We start from the raw sequence: 15,943 nt of genomic DNA, 5'->3' as shown, positions 1-15,943 counted from the left end.
GGGTGAACTACGCCGGAACAAGCGCGGCTTCCAGCACCAAACGCTCGCTGTCAGCGAGGGGTCTGGACTTTTCGGACACAGTGTCGAATCCGACCATCAATGCGTCACCGGATGCGCACTCGGCACCGGTGTTGTCGCGGACGACGTGCCGGACCGTGAACGAAGAGGTCCCGACATGAGTCGTGAAGATCTCGACGTTCAACGGACCGGAACGATCCGTCACCGGCTTGAGGAACTCGATGGACATCTTTCGGACGACAACGTATCCCGGACGGCCGCCATGAGCGGCAAGCTTCGACGTCAGGAACTGGATGCGAGCTTCCTGCATGTACTCGGCATACCTGGTGTTGTTGACGTGGCCCAACCGGTCGGAATCACCCCACCGAACCTGAACCTCACACGTGAATACGTCCGACACCGATCAGTCCCTTGTGAGCTTGCGGTGCGTGACGCGGTGCGGACGCGCGGCGTCGGGGCCGAGACGCTCGACCTTGTTCGCCTCGTAGCCTTCGAAGTTTCCTTCGTACCAGTACCACGCAGCTTCGTTGTCGCCGAAGCCGCCTTCCCACGCGAGGATGTGGGTACACGTGCGGTCCAGGAACCAGCGATCGTGCGAGATCACGACGGCGCAGCCGGGGAACTCTTCGAGAGCGTTCTCCAGCGAACCGAGGGTTTCGACGTCGAGGTCGTTGGTGGGCTCATCGAGCAGGATCAGGTTGCCGCCCTGTTTGAGCGTCATCGCCAGGTTGAGGCGGTTGCGCTCACCACCGGAGAGAACTCCGGCCGGCTTCTGCTGATCGTGACCCTTGAATCCGAACGAGCTGATGTACGCACGCGACGGGAATTCGGTCTGACCGACAACGATGAAATCGAGTCCGTCGGACACGGTCTCCCAGACCGTCTTCTTCGGGTCGATGCCGGATCGGTTCTGGTCGACGTAGCTCAGCTTGACCGTCTGACCGATCTTGACCTCACCGGCGTCGGGCTCTTCGAGGCCGACGATGGTCTTGAACAGCGTCGTCTTACCAACACCGTTGGGGCCGATGACGCCGACGATGCCGTTGCGCGGCAGCGTGAACGAGAGGTCCTTGATCAGAACACGGCCGTCGAAGCCCTTGTCGAGGTTCTTGACCTCGACGACGACGTCGCCGAGACGCGGCGGTGCGGGGATCTGGATCTCGTCGAAGTCGAGCTTGCGGGTCTTCTCGGCCTCGTTTGCCATTTCTTCGTAGCGATCGAGACGAGCCTTGTTCTTGGCCTGACGGGCCTTGGCGCCGGAACGTACCCAGGCGAGTTCGTCCTTGAGGCGCTTCTGCAGCTTCTGGTCCTTCTTGCCGGCAACCTCGAGGCGTGCGGCCTTCTGCTCCAGGTAGGTGGAGTAGTTGCCCTCGTACGGGTAGAGGCGTCCGCGGTCGACCTCACAGATCCACTGCGCCACGTGATCGAGGAAATAGCGATCGTGGGTGACGGCGAGGATAGCGCCGGGGTATGCAGCGAGGTGCTGCTCCAACCACAGAACCGACTCGGCGTCGAGGTGGTTGGTGGGCTCATCGAGGAGCAGGAGGTCGGGCTTGCTCAGCAGCAGCTTGCACAGCGCGACGCGACGCTTCTCACCACCGGAGAGATGGGTGACCATGTCCTCCGGCGGCGGGCAACGAAGCGCGTCCATGGCCTGTTCGAGCTGGGAATCGATCTCCCAGGCGTCAGCATGGTCGAGCTTCTCCTGAAGCTCACCCATCTCTTCCATGAGCTCGTCGGAGTAGTCCGTAGCCATGAGCTCGGCGATCTCGTTGTATCGCTTGAGCTGAACCATGGTCTCGCCGAGGCCTTCTTCGACGTTCTCACGAACGGTCTTGGTCTCGTCGAGCTGCGGCTCCTGCATGAGGATGCCGACGGATGCGCCGGGAGCGAGGAAGGCCTCGCCGTTGCCCGGCTGATCCAGCCCGGCCATGATCTTGAGGATGCTGGACTTACCAGCGCCATTGGGTCCGACGACACCGATCTTCGCGCCGGGGTAAAAGCTCATCGTGACGTCATCGAGGATGACCTTGTCACCGTGCGCCTTGCGCACCTTCTTCATCGTGTAAATGAACTCAGCCATGACCGCCAGCCTATCGGTGTTTGTCGCATTACCCACATTGCGTCGACGGGTTCACACGCTCTGCAGTTCGGTCGGCAGTTCCAATGCTTCACTGGAAGAAGCTGCGAGAAGCTGCGCGTACCGTCCCCCTTGTTGCACCAGTTGCTCGTGTGTGCCCTTCTCCACGACAACACCCTGATCCAGAACAGCGATCAGATCCGCATCGCGAACCGTGGAAAGCCTGTGCGCCACAACCAAAGTGGTGCGGCCGACCATCAGCTCGTCGAGTGCATCCTGCAGCGCACGCTCGGTGCGGTTGTCCAACGCGCTGGTCGCTTCGTCGAGAACGAGAATCGGCGGATTCCGCAGCACAGTCCGTGCGATGGCGATGCGTTGCTTCTCACCACCGGAGAAGCGGTAACCGCGCTCACCGACCATGGTGTCGTAACCGTCATCCAGACCGGAGATGAACTCGTGGATCTGGGCAATCCGCGCAGCTTGCTCGATCTCGTCATCGGTTGCATCCGGCTTTGCGAACCGCAGATTCTCGCGAATCGTCGTGTGGAACAGATATGTCTCCTGCGATACGACGCCGACCAGATCCGACACCGTCGACAGATCGAGGTCGCGCAGATCGACGCCGTCGATCCTGACCGATCCCGCCGTCGGGTCGTACAGCCGCGCGGCCAGGTAACCAAGGGTGGCTTTGCCAGAACCGGTGGAGCCGACAAGCGCCAGTGTTCCGCCGGCCGGGACTGTGAGGTCGATGTTGTCGAGAGTCTTGCTGTCTGTTCCCGGATATGAGAAGTCGACATGATCGAATCGCAGTTCGCCCGACAGTGCCGATACGTCGAACTCCTTCGACTCTTCCGGATCAGCGATGTCGATCGGCAGATCCAGGTACTCGAAGACGCGACTGAACAGTGCCATGGAACTCTGCACCTCGACGCCCGTATTGAGCAGCATCATGGTGGGCCGGAACAACTGAGTCTGCAAGGTCGTGAACGCGACCAGCGTGCCGACGGTGATGGTGTTGCCGTGGTCGAGAGTGAATCCCGCAAACCAGTAGACCAGTGCCGGCATGGCCGCAAATGTGATCGACATCGACGCCATGCGCCATTTGCCGGCCATCATCGCCCGGAGTTCGACGTCGGCAACCTCGGACGACCGTTCGGCGAAGCGGTCGGTCAACGCGGACTTCGCACCGGTTGTCTTCCCCAGCAGAATGCCGCTGACCGAGAGTGATTCCTCGACTTGAACGGACAGATCGCTGAGCAATTTCTGCCGCTTGCCGGAGATCTTGCGGCGCTCGTTACCGATCTTGCGGGCGATACGGATGAACACCGGCAGGATCGCCAGCGAGAAGATCGCCAGTCGCCAGTCGAGCAGGAAGAGCGCAACGATCGTCGCTGCGACAGTGGTGGCGTTCTGCGCAATCGACGTTGCCGTGTTGGTGACCACCGATTGCATTCCGCCGATATCGTTGGCGATACGTGACTGCACCTCGCCGGTCCTGGTTCTCGCGAAGAACCCCAGGGACTGATTCTGCAGGTGTGTGTACACCCGGACACGCAGTTGGTGCATCAGTTTCTGGCCGATGCTGTTGGACATCCACGTCTGCACAACACCGAGGCAGCTGGTGATCACGGCAATCGCGATCATGCCGATTGCCAGGATGCTGACCAGTCCGAGGTCCTTGTCCGGGATTGCCTTGTCGAGCATTTCGCGCAGGAGCAGTGGGCTGCCCAACGCCACGATAGCGCTGAGCGTGATGACCGCCGTGACGATGGCGATCTGCGTCCGATACGGCGTGAACAGCTCGAGGACACGTCGTGGTGATACGGGGTCCGCCGGAGTGGTCTCGACAGCGGAGTTTTGGAAATCTCTGATGTGATCTGGTTTCACGTTTACCTCCTGGAGGCTTTCTCACCTTAGTTTCATATTGATGAGGTTACCTCACTATGAGGCTGACACCAACAACGCTAGACTGACGCCATGCATTCCCGAGAGCGCGAACTCACCGATGTCGTGTTGTCCGTGGCGCGAACCATTCGCCGACGCCAGGTCGCGGCCCTCGAGCCATTTGGCCTCTCCCCGTCACAGAGTCGCGCTCTGAGAGTGCTCACCCGAGTGGGCGAACCGGTCCGATTGGGCTTTCTCGCGGAAAAGCTGCGCATCGTTCCCCGCTCCGCCACCGATGTCGTGGATTCCCTCGAAGCGGCGGAATGGGTGAAGCGCACTCCTGACCCCCATGACCGACGAGCAGTGCTCCTCGAACTCACCGACGCCGGCGCTGCCCTCGCAGCCGAGGTCGCACAGGCTCAACGCCGAGAATCCTCGGACATCTTCGACGACCTCGACGACACAGAACGGGTTGTTCTCACCGAACTGCTCGAGCGAGTAGACGCGGGGCACGACCACGGCCGCCCCCGCGACTGCCCGAAAACCCGGGCCTGACCTAAGCCGCCGCAGTCTCTGTCTCTGCCGGTTCGTCCCCTGACACAGGTTTGCTGTGCCGCTCGATCTTTGCGATGCACCGGGCAAGGTCGGGCCCCACCGCAGTTGCTCTCATTTCCAGGTCGGACCGAGCAATGCCCTCCTTGGTGGTGTACTCGTTGGTGCGCAACTCCCCCGTCGCCATCACCGGATCACCCTTCATGATGGATGCTCCGACGCCGGTCACCAGCCGTCGCCAACACGTGACCGTGAGATAGAGCGTGGCGCCGTCGGTCCATTCCCCGGTCACCGAATCCTTGCGTCGTGCGTTGCTGGCCATCCGAAAGCTCAGCACCTCTTCACCATTGGTGGTTTGCCGCTTCACCGGATTGGTGATGACGGTGCCGACAACCGTTGCCGATGTCTCGTACATGTTCCATCCCCCTTGAATCTCTTTGGCCACTGAATCCCACCTGAAGATTCTGAATCGAAAAACGGGTTGCCGTCGCAATCAAAAAGAACCTGGGGATGAACCCAATGCCTGTGGAAAACCAGCACTGCCCGGACCAGATGGTCCGGGCAGTGTCGGTGTGTGGTGCTAGGTGCCAGAGGAAGACGATTCATCTGATTGTTGTGGTTTAGGGCCCCAGCCCTCACGGTCGCGCCGCGCAAGTTCGGCAAACATCGCATTGTGCGCGGCCAGGTCTGCATCGTGATCGCGTTCGGCTGCGCGGTCCGTTCGCACCGCCGTCTTCCGGTCGGAGCGTGACCACTGCACCAGCAGTGCGAGCATGACCACCATCAGCGGGATCTCACCCGTCGCCCAGGCGATACTGCCGCCCAACTTCTGATCGCCCAGAAGATCGTCGTTCCAGCCCAAGCCAAGTGAGCGGAAGAACTCGCCGCCCATGATCGTGGTGGTGCTCATCAAGGCGATACCGAAGAACGCGTGGAACGGGAGCGAGCCGAAGACCATGGCCAGTTTGGTCACGGGTTGGAGTTGGCGCGGCGACGGGTCAACACCGATCGCGACCCAGTAGAAGAGATAGCCGCTGAGAATGAAGTGCAGGTTCATCAGCAGGTGCGCGCTGTGGGAATCGACCGTGGCTCCGTAGATACCGCCGAGGTAGAGCACGTAGAAGCCGCCGACAAAGAGAACCGCAGCAACAATCGGGTGAGTGATGAATCGCGAGAACGGACTGTGCAGGGCAACGAGGATCCACTCACGAATGCCGGGTACGCCGTCCTTGCCTGCGGGTTCGAGCGCGCGCAACGCCAACGTGATGGGCGCACCCAGAACCAGCAGAACGGGCGCCAGCATCGACAACGCCATGTGTCCGGCCATGTGAACGCTGAACACGGCAGTCGCGTATTTTCCCACTCCCGACGACGTGGCGATCAGCAGGACCGCGCATCCGATCATCCAGGAAATGGTGCGGCCCACCGGCCAGGAATCGCCACGCTTCGACAGCTTGCGCAGGCCGAGGAAATACAGAACCGCAGCCACGATCGCGGCAGTGCCGAACATCAAATCGAAACGCCACTCGGTCACGAATGCCATGAACGACGGCGGGTCCGGCAGGTTGTAGCCGAGTTCGACCTCAGGAATGGTCGGGATGCTCGTCGGCGGAGGCGGCGGTGTGCGGCCGAGGCCGATTGCCAGCCCGATGGTGGCGGCAAAGATGATGCCTTCACCACCGGCAAACCGGATCAGCGCCGAACGGGAGTTCGGGTTCTCGGCGAGCGCAGGCAACGCACGACTGCGCTGCAACCAACCGAAGCATCCGAGGACGATCAGCGCGACGATCTTCGCGACAATCAGGCGACCGTATGTCGTCGTGAACAGGTCGTCGAGTGGGAGACGAACAATCGCGTTGATGACGCCACTGAAACCCATGACGACAAAACAAATGGTGGCGACGGTCGAAAAGCGCTGAGCAGCGACGTCCGTGTGGTCACCGCCGCGGCGAGCATGTGCCAGGAGCGCAAACAATCCACCGGCCCACAGCGACGCCGCAACGAGGTGCAAGATCAGGCTGTTGGTCGCGATGTCGTGCGAGCCACCCGACGACGAGTGCCCGGTAAGAGCGAGGGGCATAAGGCCGAGCAGGCCGACCACCAGCAGCAACGGCGTCCACCACCAGCGCAGGGTCAGTCGAGCCAGAATTGCCAGGACCACGGCGATGACAGCCGTCCAACGCCAGGCGCCGGCGATTTCCACCTGATCGAGTCCGGACCACAGATTCGCCGGTTTGATCGCTTCGGAGAACGGCTGACCCGACGTATCGGAGAGCGTCAGCGGAATCAGCACCAGCGAACATGCCGCCCACACGATCGAGGCATGCGATGCCGTCCGGACCGCTCGATATCCGTCGACGTCGAGCACGCCGGACTTTTGTGGTGGGACGAAAAACGCGGCCAACAGTAGTGAGCCGATCGCGATGACAGCGGCAATCTCGGCAACAGCGCGAACTGCGGGCAGCCCGTATGTCGTGATCGCGCCGGGGTCGGGAATGCCGAGCAGGGTCAACGCTCGAGATGCGGAAAACCCGACGACAAGAGCTGCGACCATCCCGGCAATCAGTCCACAGACCACAAAGATTGCGGTCGAAGAAGCGCGGACGCTTGTTTGTGGAGGGGACTGCGTCTGCGCAAGGTCGGGTGTAGCCATAGCTACCAGGGTAGGACGTATGGGATCGTCGACGACAATCCACCTACTACTGTGCGTCGGAGACTGCAGTGAACAGGGCCCGCAGAGCGGTCAATCGATCAGCTGGAAGAACGGCGTCGCAGTACGGCAATGCCGCTGCCATGGAACCGGTCAGGGGTTCGAATCCGGCCGCACCGGCACGGGGATTGAGCCACACGACACGGTGGGCGCGGCGCCGCACTCGGGCCATAGCGCGCAGGAGGATGTCGGGATCGTCACTGTCCCAACCGTCGGAGGCGATCACGACTACTGCCCCTCTCAGGGTGTGTCCGTGATGTGAGGTGAGCAGTGACGCGACGGATGTTCCGATGTGGGTGCCGCCGTACCGGTCCACAACTCTGGCATTTGCTTCGGCGATGGCCGCGTCGGCGCTGCGATGCGCCAGGATCGCAGTGAGCCGCGTCAATGTGGTCGAGAACGCAAAAACTTCGGCGTCGCCGCGCCGGGCGGCAACTCTCATCAGATGCAAGTACATGTCCGCGTATCCGTGCATCGAGCGACTGACGTCGCACAACACCACAATTGTGCGGGGCCGCTGCTGTGGGCGGGCGCGGGCGAGGCGTACAAATTCGAATCCGGTGCGCCTCGCGGTGCTCATACTTGCGCGCAGGTCGACGGTTCCGCGCCGGCCGAGTCGGCGTCTTCTCCGGCGGCGCCTCGGCCAGTCCGCCTCGGCCTGTTCGATCCACTGCCCGAGGAGTGCAAGGTCGCTCGGGCTCAACTGAGCAAAAGGCTCCTCGGATTTCCCGGCAAGCGCGCTCGGAAGTAGAAGACCCGGCCGAACCTGATCCGGCACGGCTTCTCGCCCACTCGACGTCGCGCGCCCGATCCACGGCACGTCGATGATGTCCCTACCTCCTCGCGACGCACCAGCCACAGCACGAGGCGCGTCGCCGACCGTGCGGTCGTTGCCCACGCGTCGCGCAATCGGGTCCACTCCCAGAGTCGCACCGACAAAAACTCGTTCGAACTGCGCGTCGAACACCTCGAGGTCTTCGTGACGGTTGATCAGAGTGATCCGCGCGGTCCAGTACAACTGCGTCCGGGTGCGTGGCGATTGGACATGCACCGCTTCACTGAAGTTGGCAGCCCCGACGGCCGACACTCCAACACCCTGCCGACGCAACAGGTCGACCAACGCAGTGGCAAAAGCAGCAACATCCACACCACGCAACAGAGTGGCGCCCGCGTGAGGAATCATCTGCTTCGACGACGCAGCACTACAAACACGACGATCGCCGCAGCTACTGCAACAATAAGTGGCAGAGCACGTTTCGCGATGGACCCGCCGGCAAGTTCCACAATGTCGAGGGGTTCAACGGCACGGGGTTCGACCGTCTGAGGTTCAGCATCCGGTGTTTCCATAGTTTGTGCCCGTCCGGCAAGTTTCTCTTCCAACGATTTCGCAAACTCCCCCATCAACTTCTCCGAGACCTGCGTGATCATGGAACTGCCGAACTGTGCCAGTTTGCCGACGATCTTCACATCGGTATCCACACTCACTCGCGTCTGCGCTCCTTCGGGATGTAACTGCGCAGTGATGGTGGCACTCGCATTTCCGGATCCGCGCTTGTCACGGCCGCGGGCATTGATCACAGCCTTGTGCGTTTCCTCGTCCCTCTCCACGAATGTCGCGCGGCCGGCAAATTCACTGAGCACCGGCCCCACTTTGACTGTCACGGTGCCCAAAAAATCGTCTCCCTCTCGTCCGGTCATCTGTGCCCCCGGCAGAAGCGGCGCGATTCCTTCGAGGTCGGTCAGGGTTGTCCACGCCTCCTCGACGGGTGCGGTGACGGTGAATTCGTGTGCGATCTTCATGGTGGCCCTTTCATCAACTCGCCGCGCAGTACTGCGCGATCGTCCGGAGTTTTTGCCAATGCACCCAAGCTGACAATGGCGTCCTCCCGAACCAGATCGGCCACCCCCAAAGTCACGAGAGCTGATACCCAGTCGATGGTTTCGGCGACGCCCGGCGCCTTGTCGAGATCGCCCCCTCGGATCTGTCCGACAAACGCGGTGGCGTGCTCGATCAATGCCAGATTCGCCGACGGCACCATGCGTCGTACGATAGCGACCGCACGCCCGGGTTCGGGGTAGTCGATCCAGTGGTAGAGGCAACGCCGCCGGAGCGCGTCATGGAGATCGCGGCTGCGGTTCGACGTCAATACCACCACCGGGGGACGTATAGCGGTGAACGTACCCAGTTCGGGTACCGTGACGGCCGATTCACCCAGAAACTCGAGGAGCAGCGCCTCGAATTCGTCATCCGCACGGTCGATTTCGTCGACGAGCAGTACGGGAGCCGACGGCCCGCGGTGCCGCACACATCGCAGAATCGGGCGTTCCTGTAGGAACTCCTCGGTAAACAGGTCAGCTTCGTCGAGCGCATCCCCTCGTGCTTCGGACAGTTTGATCGCCAGTAGCTGACGTTGGTAGTTCCAGTCGTAGAGAGCTTCGTTGGCGCTGAGTCCTTCGTAGCACTGCAATCTGATCAACGGCGCATCGAGCGAGAGTGCCAAAGCCTTTGCCGCAGTAGTCTTCCCCACTCCCGGCTCACCTTCGAGCAGCAGCGGCCGACCCAGTTCCAGAGCAAGATACAACGCTGTTGCCGTGCCCACATCCAAGAGATAGTCGTATGCGTCGAAGCGGCGGATCAACTCCGCGACATCGGTGAATTCGCCGCTCATGTCTTCTCGTACTTATGCAGACAACCCGGCGAACAGAACCACACGTCGACGCCGTCATCCTCGAGATGCGGTGTGTCAGCAGTGACGGTGACCGTCATCCCACAGATCGGATCGACGGCCGTCCTCGCCACCAGTTTATTCCGCGCAACACTCACACCATCGAGACGGATGGCGCGGACCACGTCGACAACTATGGAAAGTGCTATCTCTGCGGGTGTTTTGGCGCCGATGTACATCCCGACCGGGGTGTGAACTCGCGCCCGCTCCGACTCCGTCAATTCCAGTTGTTCGAGCACCGCGGCGCCCCGTACCCGGCTCGCGACCATGCCGACGTACTGCACTCCGGCATCGAGCGCAGCGCGAATCGTCAGCGCCTCCTCGCCGCCGAGGCTTGCGATAATCACGGCTGTTGCATCCTCAGTCACGGCTTCTGCCGCAGATACCCGCACAACGTCGAGGTCAAGCACACGGGCAAACTCGACCACCGCATCCGCGATCGGGGTATCGCCGTACAGAGACAGCACATGTGCCGGCAGCGTGGGTTCCAAGAATATTTCCATCGCGCCGCCGGACAGACACGGGTTGACCACCACGTCGGCTCCGCTGGTTGTCGGAAATGTCGGCGCGCCATCGGGAAGTACTCGCAGCAGCACACTTTCACCGCTGTTCAGCGCTCCTCTGGCTGCTTCGCGTACCGAATTCTGCGCACATTGCCCGCCGACAAATCCTTCGATTGTTCCGTCCGAGAGGACTATTGCCGTATTTCCAGGATGCACCGACGTCGGTTGCTGGGCCCGGACGACGGTTGCAGTCACAAAGGGACGACGCTCACCGATCAATTGCTCGGCGCGCAATCGCACGTCGTGAGTGGTGCCGTTCATTGCCCAGCCTTTCTCGGATCCAGCCTTTCTCAGATAGGTGGCCTACCTCGACCTTCCATTGCCTCCCACACTCGCGACGGCGTCAATGGCATATCCGCGTGCCGAATCCCGAAGGGCTTCAAGGCGTCAACTACCGCGTTCACGACGGCCGGCGGTGAGCCGACGGTTGCGCTTTCCCCAATTCCTTTGGCACCGATCGGATGATGCGGCGACGGGGTCACGGTGAACCCGGTTTCGAGATTGGGCACTTCCATCGCTGTCGGGATGAGGTAGTCCATGAAGGAACCGCCGAGGCAGTTGCCGTCCTCGTCGAAGCTGATGATCTGCATCAACGCCATGCCGATGCCGTCGACGATACCGCCGTGCACCTGCCCCTCGATGATCATCGGATTGATCCGGGTTCCGCAGTCGTCCACCGCGAGGAATCTGCGAACAGTCACTTGCGCCGTTCCCGGGTCGATGTCGACCACACAGAAGTAGGCACCATACGGATAAGTGAGATTCTCGGGGTTGTAACAGATTTGGGCTTCGAGACCGCCTTCGATCCCCTCGGGAAGATCGGCGGCACCGTGTGCCCGCATCGCAATATCCGCGATGGTGACCGCTGCCGACGGATCACCTTTCACGTGAAAGGACCCCTTCTCCCATTCGAGGTCCGCGACGGACACCTCCAGCATCCCCGACGCGATGATCTTGGCCTTGTCTCGCACTTTGCGTGCCACCAGAGCAGCGGCGGCGCCGGACACAGGGGTTGATCGACTGCCGTAGGTACCGAGCCCGAATGGAGTGTTGTCGGTATCGCCGTGCACAACGTCGATATCGTCCGGCGGAATGCCGAGTTCTTCGGCGACAATCTGAGCAAACGTCGTTTCGTGTCCCTGCCCTTGAGTTTGAACCGAAATCCTCACTACCGCTTTACCGGTGGGGTGAATTCGCAATTCGCAACCGTCGGCCATTCCCAGCCCGAGGATGTCCATGTTCTTGCGCGGCCCCGCGCCGACGGCCTCGGTGAAGAAAGACATGCCGATGCCCATCAATTCCCCGCGCGAGTGCTTCTCGGCTTGCTCGCGCCGTAAGGCGTCGTAGCCGATCATGTCCATCGCCTTGCGCATGGTTGTCGCGTAGTCGCCCGAATCGTATTTCCAGCCGGTCTTGCTCGTATAGGGAAACTGGTCCGGCTTCAGCAGGTTTTTCAATCGCAGTTCGGCTGGATCCATATCCAGGTCGAAGGCAAGGCAGTCCACCAACCGCTCCACCAAGTAGACCGCCTCGGTGATCCGGAAGGAACACGCGTAGGCAACTCCGCCGGGAGCCTTGTTCGTGTACACAGCCGTCATCGCGCAGTATGCAGCCTCGAGGTCGTAGCTGCCGGTGAAGACGCCGAAGAACCCGGCCGGATATTTGGTGGGCGCCGCCGTTCCATTGAAGGCGCCGTGATCGGCCAGAACATGAGTACGGATGGCCTGGATCTTGCCTTCCTTGGTTGCCGCGATCTCCCCGAGCATGATGTAGTCGCGGGCAAATCCTGTGCTGGTGAGGTTTTCGCTTCGATCTTCCATCCACTTGACGGGTTTCCCGGTCACGAGTGAAGCGACTATCGCGCACACGTACCCCGGATAGATCGGGACTTTGTTTCCGAACCCGCCTCCGATATCCGGGGAAATCACCCGGATCTTGTGCTCGGGCAAACCTGCCACCAGCGCGTAGAGAGTGCGATGCGCGTGCGGCGCCTGGCTGGTGGACCACAAGGTCAGCTTCCCGGAGACACGGTCGTAATCGGCAACTGCCCCACAGGTTTCCATCGGAGCTGGGTGCACACGCGGGTAGACGATTTCCTGTTTTGTCACAACGTCGGCTGCAGCAAACACCGCGTCGGTGGCAGCTTTGTCACCGGTCTCCCAGTCGAAGCAGTGATTGTCCGTCTTGCCGTCGAGATCGGTGCGGATCACCGGTGCGTCCGGCGACAATGCAGTACGTGCGTCGATCACCGGATCGAGGATGTCGTACTCGACCTCGATCAACTCCAAGGCGTCCCGCGCCGAGTACCGATCCTCGGCCACCACAAATGCGACCTCCTGCCCTTGAAAGCGCACCTTGTCGGTGACCAGCACCGCTTGCACGTCGCTGGACAGCGTCGGCATCCACGCGAGACCCTGCGCGGCCAGATCCGCTCCTGTCACCACCGCCTTCACTTTCGGATGTTCCTGCGCTGCAGTGGTATCGATGCTCACCAGTCGGGCGTGTGCCACCGGTGCGCGCAGAATTGCGAGATGCAACATGCCAGGCAGTTGCACGTCGTCGAGGTAGTGACCCTGACCCCGGATGAAGCGAGGATCCTCCTTGCGGAGCATTCGCCCGTGCCCGCACGGCTTTCCGTCGTTGACCTCCAACTCGGGCGCCGAGTCGACGCTGGTCATCACGAACCTCCTACCGGATGCGCCGCTGCCCATTGCACCGAGCGCACGATCGTCGTATATCCCGTGCAGCGGCAGATCTGACCGGAAATCGCTTCCCGGATTGTTGATTCGTCAGGGTTTGGATCGCGATCAAGGAGTGCCCGCGCGGTGATCATCATCCCGGGAGTGCAAAAACCGCACTGCAATCCGTGGCAGTGCATAAATCCCTCTTGAATCGGGTCGAGCACACCGTCTCGTTCGAGACCTTCGACGGTTCCGATCTCGTGACCGTCGGCCATAGCCGCCAGCATGGTGCACGACTTCACCGGTTCACCGTCCACCGTCACCACGCAGGTCCCACAATTGCTGGTGTCGCATCCCCAGTGAGTTCCTGTGAGCTGCAGTTGGTCTCGCAGGAAATGCACCAACAACATGCGCGGTTCCACGTCTTGGGACACCGGCTCACCGTTGACCGTCATCGTTACCCGCATATCAGTCTTCCCCAATCCTGGCCACAGCGCTTCGCAGAGTGCGGACAGTAAGTACGCCTGCGAGGTGGCGTTTGTAGTCGGCACTTCCGCGCTGATCGGTGACGGGCTCGCAGGCCTGTTCTGCCATCTCCCCGGCGCGCCGGTAGACCTCCTCGGATGGCGCCTTACCCTCCAGATACCCGGAAATCTCGGCCAGCGCCTGCGGATCGGAATTGACCGCGGTAAGGCCGAGCCGTCCCCCTTTTATGGCATCGCCTTCCATCCACACCGCGCTGCCCGCAGCGGTGATCGCCCAATCCCCCACCCGCCGTTCAACCTTCATGTAGGCGCTCGAACTGTTTGCCCGACGCGCAAGCCGAATCTCTACGAGAATCTCGTTTGTGCTGAGGGCAGTCTCATAGGGGCCGACATGAAATTCCGCCATCGGAATGTCGCGGGTTCCCGAAGGACCACGTACGACGCACGTCGCGTCCAACACCGAGCACACCGTGCTGAGGTCTTCCGCGGGGTCGGCCTGACACAGCGAACCGCCGATAGTTCCGCGGTTTCGCACCACCGGATCGGCTATCACCTTTTCCGCGTCCCGAAAGATCGGGAAGGCGCCGGCAAGTTCGTCGGATTCGAGAAGCTGCCGATGACGCACCATCGCGCCGATCCGGACGGGCCCGTCATCAAAAGCGATGTAACCGAGTTCGTCAGCCAAGTCGTTGATATCGATCAGATACCCGGGGTTTGCCAGTCGCAGCTTCATCATCGGAAGCAGGCTGTGTCCGCCCGCAACAACGCGCGCCTGATCGCCCAGTCGCTCCAGCAATCCGATGGCGTGGTCGATACCGGTTGCCCGCTCGTACTCAAACGGCCCAGGAACCTGCATGTGATGCACCCCACATTCGACTGTTATCTCAGCTTCTGCCGAGCGCCACAGCGAGTCAAGGGGGCGCGCATTTCTCCAGGTCAGCGGCTCTCGAATTCCCCTGAACTGCGATGAATGGGACCCTCCAACCCGCTCAGCGGCTTACCCTCACCGCCCCACCGCAGCGCGATTATCTCCGCCGCGATCGACACCGCGGTTTCCTCCGGTGTTCGCGCGCCGAGGTCCAAACCGATCGGACTCGCCAGCCTCGTCAACTCGCGGTCGGTGACACCTGCCGCGCGCAACCGGTCGAGCCTGTCGTGATGTGTGCGACGCGAACCCATCGCGCCGACAAACCCGACTTCCGGTAGTCGGAGCGCAACCTCGAGCAGGGGCACGTCGAATTTCGGATCGTGAGTCAACACACAAATGACTGTGCGTGAGTCGATTGCCCCGGCTTCTGCCTGTTCTGCCAGGTACCGATGCGGCCAGTCGATCACGACTTCGTCAGCCGTCGGAAACCGTGATGGGGTCGCAAACACCTCCCGGGCGTCGCACACCGTCACGCGGTACCCGAGAAATGAACCTTGCTTGGCAACTGCGGCCGCAAAATCAATGGCCCCGAATACCAGCATCCGAGCGCGGGGAGCGTAGCTCGCGACAAAAACCCGCATGCCCTCGCCTCGACGCTCACCGTCCGGTCCATACGTCAGTACCTCCGTGCGCCCTGCCGCCAACAGGCCACGAGCGTCGTCGGTCACCGCGGAATCCGCGCGCGCCGATCCGATTGAACCGTCCGTGGTGTCCGGTCGTATCACCAAGCGTCGGCCCACCCACAGTGGATCCGGGTGAGCAATGACGGTTGCTACCGCCACCGGGCGGTGCTCGTCGACATCGGCTGCCACACTCTCGAGACTGTCGAACGTCTCCCTCGACACAGCTTCGACAAACACCTCGATCGTGCCACCGCACGTCAGCCCCACCGCAAATGCGTCGTCATCGGCAACGCCGTACCTTTCGAGGGTCGGTACACCGGATTCGATTACTTCCGTGGCTGTTTCGTAGACGGCACCTTCGACGCACCCACCCGACACCGAGCCCGTGACCGAACCGTCCGGGGCCACCAACATCGACGCACCCGGCATCCGGGGAGCTGACCGGAACGTCCGCACCACTGTTCCGACACCTGCCGTACCGTCGGCTCGCCACACCTTCATCAGTTCGGACAGAACATCCCGCATCTGCAGCTCCCATTCGGTGTCTTCTCATATCGAGCGTATTCCAGACGGGGGTGATCGAGCGCTGTCACGCGGGCAGGTAATATCGTCTCCGCGCCTCCGTAGCTCAGGGGATAGAGCAAGAGCCTTCTAATCTCTTGGTCGCAGGTTCGAATCCTGCCGGGGGCACCA

At 61.6% G+C, this 15,943-nt stretch carries 14 protein-coding genes and 1 tRNA gene; 2 read left to right on the top strand and 13 right to left on the bottom strand.

What is annotated here, in order from left to right:
• Positions 1–7 precede the first annotated feature (7 nt).
• The 3 genes from V2B23_RS22525 to V2B23_RS22515 are packed head-to-tail and all read right to left on the bottom strand — an operon-like array spanning position 8 to position 3,985.
• A complete protein-coding gene (locus tag V2B23_RS22525; RefSeq protein WP_033232828.1) occupies positions 8–418 on the bottom strand; it encodes an acyl-CoA thioesterase in 411 nt (136 codons plus the stop codon).
• 3 nt (positions 419–421) lie between these two features.
• Positions 422–2,101, bottom strand: coding sequence for an energy-dependent translational throttle protein EttA (ettA, locus tag V2B23_RS22520; protein ID WP_033232826.1), 1,680 nt, complete (start codon positions 2,099–2,101; stop codon positions 422–424).
• Between the two features lie 51 nt (positions 2,102–2,152).
• Entirely contained in the window at positions 2,153–3,985 is a 1,833-nt protein-coding gene (locus V2B23_RS22515; RefSeq protein ID WP_430952367.1) for an ABC transporter ATP-binding protein, read from the bottom strand.
• A gap of 90 nt (positions 3,986–4,075) precedes the next feature.
• On the opposite strand from V2B23_RS22515, the gene V2B23_RS22510 reads away from it, so the two are divergent.
• Positions 4,076–4,537 carry a MarR family winged helix-turn-helix transcriptional regulator gene (locus V2B23_RS22510; protein WP_430952366.1) on the top strand — a complete coding sequence of 154 codons (462 nt, stop codon included), beginning with the start codon at positions 4,076–4,078 and terminating at the stop codon, positions 4,535–4,537.
• A 1-nt stretch (position 4,538) separates the two neighbouring features.
• Here V2B23_RS22510 and V2B23_RS22505 read toward each other — a convergent pair whose 3' ends face one another.
• From V2B23_RS22505 to V2B23_RS22460, 10 genes are all read right to left on the bottom strand, one after another.
• Complete coding sequence (locus tag V2B23_RS22505) at positions 4,539–4,949, bottom strand: single-stranded DNA-binding protein (protein WP_430952599.1); 411 nt, start codon at positions 4,947–4,949, stop codon at positions 4,539–4,541.
• Between the two features lie 165 nt (positions 4,950–5,114).
• Positions 5,115–7,187: a cytochrome c oxidase assembly protein gene (locus V2B23_RS22500; RefSeq protein WP_430952365.1), complete on the bottom strand. Its 2,073-nt coding sequence runs from the start codon at positions 7,185–7,187 to the stop codon at positions 5,115–5,117.
• A 46-nt stretch (positions 7,188–7,233) separates the two neighbouring features.
• The gene (locus V2B23_RS22495; protein WP_430952364.1) at positions 7,234–8,427 is read right to left on the bottom strand and encodes a vWA domain-containing protein; all 1,194 of its coding nucleotides are present in this window, start codon (positions 8,425–8,427) and stop codon (positions 7,234–7,236) included.
• Positions 8,424–9,044, bottom strand: a complete 621-nt coding sequence (locus V2B23_RS22490; RefSeq protein ID WP_430952363.1) for an SRPBCC family protein — start codon at positions 9,042–9,044, stop codon at positions 8,424–8,426. The genes V2B23_RS22495 and V2B23_RS22490 overlap by 4 nt, the downstream gene beginning before the upstream one ends.
• A complete protein-coding gene (locus V2B23_RS22485; RefSeq protein WP_430952362.1) occupies positions 9,041–9,913 on the bottom strand; it encodes an AAA family ATPase in 873 nt (290 codons plus the stop codon). The genes V2B23_RS22490 and V2B23_RS22485 overlap by 4 nt, the downstream gene beginning before the upstream one ends.
• On the bottom strand, positions 9,910–10,794 hold the full coding sequence (locus V2B23_RS22480) for an XdhC family protein (RefSeq protein WP_430952361.1): 885 nt from the start codon (positions 10,792–10,794) through the stop codon (positions 9,910–9,912). Before V2B23_RS22480 ends, V2B23_RS22485 begins: the two co-directional genes overlap by 4 nt.
• A gap of 29 nt (positions 10,795–10,823) precedes the next feature.
• A complete protein-coding gene (locus V2B23_RS22475) occupies positions 10,824–13,211 on the bottom strand; it encodes an aerobic carbon-monoxide dehydrogenase large subunit (RefSeq protein WP_430952360.1) in 2,388 nt (795 codons plus the stop codon).
• Entirely contained in the window at positions 13,211–13,681 is a 471-nt protein-coding gene (locus V2B23_RS22470) for a (2Fe-2S)-binding protein (protein ID WP_430952359.1), read from the bottom strand. The genes V2B23_RS22475 and V2B23_RS22470 overlap by 1 nt, the downstream gene beginning before the upstream one ends.
• Before the next feature lies 1 nt (position 13,682).
• Positions 13,683–14,555 (bottom strand): FAD binding domain-containing protein, encoded by an 873-nt coding sequence (locus V2B23_RS22465; RefSeq protein WP_430952358.1) that lies wholly within the window; start codon positions 14,553–14,555, stop codon positions 13,683–13,685.
• Positions 14,556–14,635: 80 nt separating this feature from the next.
• The gene (locus tag V2B23_RS22460; protein ID WP_430952357.1) at positions 14,636–15,775 is read right to left on the bottom strand and encodes an XdhC family protein; all 1,140 of its coding nucleotides are present in this window, start codon (positions 15,773–15,775) and stop codon (positions 14,636–14,638) included.
• Between the two features lie 92 nt (positions 15,776–15,867).
• On the opposite strand from V2B23_RS22460, the gene V2B23_RS22455 reads away from it, so the two are divergent.
• Positions 15,868–15,943, top strand: a tRNA-Arg gene (locus V2B23_RS22455).

The organism is Rhodococcus sp. 24CO (assembly GCF_050586165.1).
Classification (GTDB): Bacteria; Actinomycetota; Actinomycetes; order Mycobacteriales; family Mycobacteriaceae; genus Rhodococcus_F.
The sequence above is the reverse complement of the archived record's forward strand: the minus strand, read 5'-3'. Positions and strand labels throughout refer to the sequence as shown.

Bases quoted from the DNA above. Each gene is read 5' to 3' on its own strand.
- ettA (WP_033232826.1), bottom strand. From the start codon at position 2,101: ATGGCTGAGTTCATTTACACGATGAAGAAGGTGCGCAAGGCGCACGGT.
- V2B23_RS22510 (WP_430952366.1), top strand. From the start codon at position 4,076: ATGCATTCCCGAGAGCGCGAACTCACCGATGTCGTGTTGTCCGTGGCG.
- V2B23_RS22505 (WP_430952599.1), bottom strand. From the start codon at position 4,949: ATGTACGAGACATCGGCAACGGTTGTCGGCACCGTCATCACCAATCCG.
- V2B23_RS22500 (WP_430952365.1), bottom strand. From the start codon at position 7,187: ATGGCTACACCCGACCTTGCGCAGACGCAGTCCCCTCCACAAACAAGC.
- V2B23_RS22495 (WP_430952364.1), bottom strand. From the start codon at position 8,427: ATGATTCCTCACGCGGGCGCCACTCTGTTGCGTGGTGTGGATGTTGCT.
- V2B23_RS22490 (WP_430952363.1), bottom strand. From the start codon at position 9,044: ATGAAGATCGCACACGAATTCACCGTCACCGCACCCGTCGAGGAGGCG.
- V2B23_RS22485 (WP_430952362.1), bottom strand. From the start codon at position 9,913: ATGAGCGGCGAATTCACCGATGTCGCGGAGTTGATCCGCCGCTTCGAC.
- V2B23_RS22480 (WP_430952361.1), bottom strand. From the start codon at position 10,794: ATGAACGGCACCACTCACGACGTGCGATTGCGCGCCGAGCAATTGATC.
- V2B23_RS22475 (WP_430952360.1), bottom strand. From the start codon at position 13,211: ATGACCAGCGTCGACTCGGCGCCCGAGTTGGAGGTCAACGACGGAAAG.
- V2B23_RS22470 (WP_430952359.1), bottom strand. From the start codon at position 13,681: ATGCGGGTAACGATGACGGTCAACGGTGAGCCGGTGTCCCAAGACGTG.
- V2B23_RS22465 (WP_430952358.1), bottom strand. From the start codon at position 14,555: ATGCAGGTTCCTGGGCCGTTTGAGTACGAGCGGGCAACCGGTATCGAC.
- V2B23_RS22460 (WP_430952357.1), bottom strand. From the start codon at position 15,775: ATGCGGGATGTTCTGTCCGAACTGATGAAGGTGTGGCGAGCCGACGGT.